The sequence below is a fragment of the Microbacterium sp. P5_B6 genome (assembly GCF_056400345.1).
This window is the reverse complement of sequence record NZ_JBFULL010000044.1, coordinates 1-4692: the sequence shown is the minus strand read 5'-3', so window position 1 is coordinate 4692 and position 4692 is coordinate 1. Positions and strand designations below refer to the sequence as shown.

The following is a 4692-nucleotide window of genomic DNA, read 5'->3' as shown; positions in this document are numbered from 1 at the left end:
GGTCAGGTGTGACCGAGATCGTCACGTTGTCGCCGGCGGGAAGATCCAGCCGCGGGCTGAGGACGGGATCGTCCCCCGCCTCTTCGAGGCGACGGACGACGAAGCTGACGTTTCCGCTGGTGTCGTAGAGGTACTCGACGTACAAGATGACGTCGCCTAGTGAGGCGACATCGCCCACGACAACGGCGGCGTCGGTCGGGATGTCGGTCCAGGTCATCGTGGTGGTGTCGAACTGCCAGAGTCCGCCTTCCCATTCCCCGTCGAAGTGGCCCGACACCACGAGCGTCGTCGAGTCGATCGCGGAGATCCCGCGCACTCTGAGGAACTGCATCTCACCTTCAAGGTTGAACCGGCGCGCGGCGCGTTCGTGGTTGTCAATGTGCAGCCAGGAACCGGCTGACTCTGTCCAGAACCCGCCAACGGAGTCGCTGGCGAGGTGGGGCATCGGATATGTCACGTCGATCATGTCGCGGCCGGCCGTGCCGTCCGGTGAATTGTCGTACGCGATCGGCGTGATCACCCATGCGTCCTCGGGTGGTGGCGCTGGCACGCAGGACGTAGCGAGAGCCGCCAGTACACACCCCACGGCGCCGACCATGGCCGCTCGCCGCAAGACTCTCACGGCGCGATCGTACCCGCGGCACCTCGCGGTCAAGTGCGGCGGAACTCGTCTGCAGACGTATGGTGTCGAGGAATTCGGGGAACCTTCATCGGCCTATGCCCGGACGGTGACCAGCTCGGCCCAGTGCGTCGTCGCCCGCTTCGTCAGCATCTCGCGCTTCATCTGCCACTTCGGGCCCGGCCGCATCCCCGCGTACCCGAGACCGAGAGCATCATTGCCGGCCTTCCGCTGCACGCGCGCCATGAGTTCGGCGATGTGGTGTTCCTCATGGGCGTGGCGGAACATGTCTAGCGTCTGGTGCTCGTCGGCTTTGCGGAGGTCGGTGAGCATGATGCCTGCTTTCGCGTACCGGACTCCATCGGAAAGCTGGGGGAGCAGCGCGTGCGCTGCTCTGGTCAGCTGCACCGGGTCAGCGGTCGGCGTGGGGAGCCGCGCCACGCTCTGCGGGAACAGATGGCGGCGGCCACCATCGCTGGCCCTATCGGGATTGTCATCGAACGGGGAAACGGAGGCGAACGCGGTGAGGAGCTTCGCGACCTGGTTGTGCCGCACCAATCTCGCGGCGGCACGCTGCGCGTAGATGGAGAACACCTGCCTCATCTCTGCCACGGTGGTGATCTTCTCCCCGAAGGAGCGCGACACGATCAGCTGCTGCTTCTTTCCGTCGTGGTTGGGCTCGGCGCCGATGCACGGCACGCCGCGCACCTCGAGCGCGGTCCGCATCGTCACCACCGACGTGTTCTTCCGCACGACGGTCGGATCAGCCACCGCGAGATCGGCGATCGTGGTGATCCCGATCGCGTTCAGCCGTTTCTCCAGCCGGGACGCGATGCCCCACAATTCGGACACTGGGAGCCRTTCCATCAGCTGCTGCCGATCCTCCGCCGGGATGTCCGGCCACACGCACACGCCCTCGAACGGCGCTGCCTTCTTCGCCCACTTGTTGGCAAGCTTCGCCGTGGTGCGGGTGTTCGCGACGCCCACGCAGACGGGGAGGCCGAGGAGTTTGGCGAGGGCGTCTTTGATCTCGCGCGCCCAGGCCTGCATCGCCCCGGGTTCCCGCACGATGTGTGGGGGGACGGTGAGGAACGCTTCGTCGATCGAGTAGATGTCGAGGTCAGCGGTGTACCGGGACAGCACCTGCATGACTTTGGCGCTCATCGAGCCGTACAGCTCGTAGTTCGAGCTGACCGCGACCACGCCGAGGCGTTGCGCGTGTGGGCGGATCTTGAACCAGGGTTCCCCCAGGTCCAGGCCCATCGCTTTCGCGTCCCGGCTGGCCGCGACGACCATGCCATCGTTATTGGACAGCACCACCAGCGGCACGCGGGCGAGGTCGGGTCGGAAGACACGCTCGAAGCTCGCGTACGCCGAGTTCACGTCGACGTGGGCGAGCATCAGGGTCGCCGCAGGTGGTGCAGGCAGTAGGTGGCGACACCCCAGACCTGCAGCTCGCTGAGTTCCGCAACCTCGATGTCGGGATGCTCGGCGTTCTCGGCTTTCAGCACCACGCCGCCTCCAGTTAGGAGCAGACGCTTAACGGTGAGCTCGCCGTCCAGGATGGCCACGATGACATCCCCGTCCCTGGGGGTCTTCGACCTGTCCACCAGCAGTTCGTCGCCGTTGTCGATGCCGGCGCCTGTCATGGAGTGGCCGGACACGCGGACGATGAATGTAGCGGCATGGTCGTCCACGAGCATCTCGGTGAGGTCGATGTCCMCGTTGTAGTAATCCTGCGCCGGGCTCGGAAAACCCGCAGCGACTGCGACCGGGGCGACACGGATGCCGCGACGCACGACGTAGCGACGAAGGTCGGTGGGACCGGCCGAGCGAACGAGGGTCGCGCGCATCTGATCCTCTCGCGGCTAGAACATCGGGACGATATTTAGTATGCGTGGGAAGCCCGACATTGGGAAGTTTGCCCTAGCAACCGCGACGGGCTATCGGCTGCCCCGGCATTTCATGCGGGCGGCGCGGATCGTACGCTGCTCTACCAACCGCATCACCAATGGGCCGACCGCGGCGAGCACCACGATTCGGCATGCGACCGTCTGAACGAGCCGCTCCGCGGCACTGTTTTCCTCCCCAGGGTCAATACTGGTGGAGCCGGATACAAGCGGTCGGATGTTCGGCAAGCAGGGAATGCAGCGCCAACGGAAAGACCCGCACCAGCGGATTCCTATCTGGAATTACCCCCTGTCCCGCAAGACGCACCAGACTGCAAATCCACCCCGGGCGGGCCTTACGGGAATCGTCAGCTCGTTGAGAGGAACCGTTGCTGCGGTGCCACAACAGCTGGTGTGGGTTGGGGCCGTCGTCTTCCTCGATGTGAGTCCGGAGAAGGTCAACGAGTTCCTGCGCGCTCTGCTGGGTAGGCGACTAACCCCGCGATACGTAAATCCGGCTCGGGCCACCACTGTGGCCCGAGCCGGATCGGCCCCGTTACATCAGATCAGGAGCTTATGCCCTGAACGTGTAGCTTCCCTGACGCACTTCGTAGACGGTGTAGCCGTCCACGGTGTGGACGACCTTCGCGCCGTTCGTCGCCTTGGGCTTGGTCTTGCCTGTGGTCGGCACCCAGATCTCCGCGGTGGAGCCGGACGGAACTGTGACGTCGAGACGGAGTGCTCCGTCGGCGCCCTTTGTCCATTCGCTGGCGATAGTGCCGTACGGGCTGTTGTATGTGCCCTTGACATGGTTCAGGTCACCGACCACGCGAGGCTTGATGACCAAGCGCTTGTAGGCGATCGAGTTCTCCGCCTGCTGGATTCCAGCCAGACCCGTCGTGAACCACTCATCCGTCTGGAGAAGGATCATGTGGTTCTGCGAGTCGTGCAGGTCCCAGTATTCGGGGATCGTGGTCGCGCCGTTCGGATGGGCGACAGTGGGCTGCATGAAGAAGCCGTAGCTCGGACGCGTGTCCTCCTGGAGCATGTCCCAGAGCACGTCGTCGCGGCCGCCGTCCTGCAACGCGCGCACGATCGGGCCGAGGCCGACGGTGCCACCGCTCGTGTGCGCCTTACCACCGAAGGGGTTGTAGGAATAGATCTGCTCGACGAGCTTGTCGAGCACACCCTGCTCCTTGCCAGCGGGCACCATGCCATAGTCCAGAGGAAGTGCCTGGTTGGCCTGTGTGGTCGCCGTTCCCGTGGCACCCGTGTTGGTGTAATACCCGAGCGTCGGATTGAAGAACCGGTCGTTGAACGCGGTATTGATGTTCTCCGCGAGACCCGAGTAGTAGGCCTGTCGCTCGGTGTTACCAAGCACGCCCGCCATCTCTGCCATGCGCGCGGCCAAAAGGTAGTAACCGCTCGTCGCCGTCAGAGCGCGCGGAGTCGTCTGGTCGCCTGCGGCCCAGTCGCCCAGCCCATTGTCGACGATGTACTGATTCGCCGCGGTCGTCCTACGGGTGCGGATGTAGTCCATGAACAACTCCATCGCCTGCCACGAAGTGGCTACCGTCTCCTGATCGCCATAGTTCTTGTAGAGAACATACGGAGTCAGGACGATCGCACCATTCCAGTTGAGGTCGTTTCCGAACCCCGTACCGGTGTTCTCGTCGTTCGGCGCAATACCGGGCGTGAAGCCGGCATTCGTTCCCGTGGTGAACTGCCCCTCGATGGTGTTCCGCTGCGTGGATCGCAGGAAGGCCGCCATGTCGTAGTGCTTATCGATCGCCGGCATGGACTGGATCATGTCCGCGAGCCAGCCCGACTTCTCACGGTTGGGGCAATCGGTGAAGATCGACTGCATGTTGCTCATGATCGAGTAGTGCGACATCTGGTGAATGCGGTTGACCCTGTCGCTGCTCGTCTCGAGTGTTCCCGCCTCGGGCGGCGTAGCCGCGGTCTGCAGTCCCGTGATGAGATCCGCAGTCGGCGTGAAGCCTTCCGGGAGTCCCGTGACCTGGATGTACTGGAAGCCGTCGTAGTTGAACTGCGGCCGCCAGGTCTCGCCGTTCGGGTTGCCGTAGCTGGTATAGGTGTCGAAGTACTGCAGACCGAACATCGGGTTCGCTTCGCTTGATCCCGGCTGGAGCATCGATGTCCGATCGATGGTCCCGTCGGCCT

The 4692-nt window shown here is 64.0% G+C and carries 4 protein-coding genes; all 4 read right to left on the bottom strand.

From position 1 onward, the window contains the following. Window positions 1-520, bottom strand: a 520-nt coding sequence (locus AC1DP3_RS17900) for a hypothetical protein (RefSeq protein WP_477295655.1), incomplete at its 3' end; no start/stop codon positions are given. A 195-nt stretch (window positions 521-715) separates the two neighbouring features. Then, window positions 716-2020 (bottom strand): Y-family DNA polymerase, encoded by a 1305-nt coding sequence (locus AC1DP3_RS17895; protein WP_477295653.1) that lies wholly within the window; start codon window positions 2018-2020, stop codon window positions 716-718. After that, window positions 2020-2472, bottom strand: coding sequence for a LexA family protein (locus tag AC1DP3_RS17890; RefSeq protein ID WP_477295651.1), 453 nt, complete (start codon window positions 2470-2472; stop codon window positions 2020-2022). Before AC1DP3_RS17890 ends, AC1DP3_RS17895 begins: the two co-directional genes overlap by 1 nt. Window positions 2473-3082: 610 nt before the next feature. Then, window positions 3083-4692: family 78 glycoside hydrolase catalytic domain (locus AC1DP3_RS17885; RefSeq protein ID WP_477295649.1), on the bottom strand; the 1610-nt coding region annotated here is incomplete at its 5' end.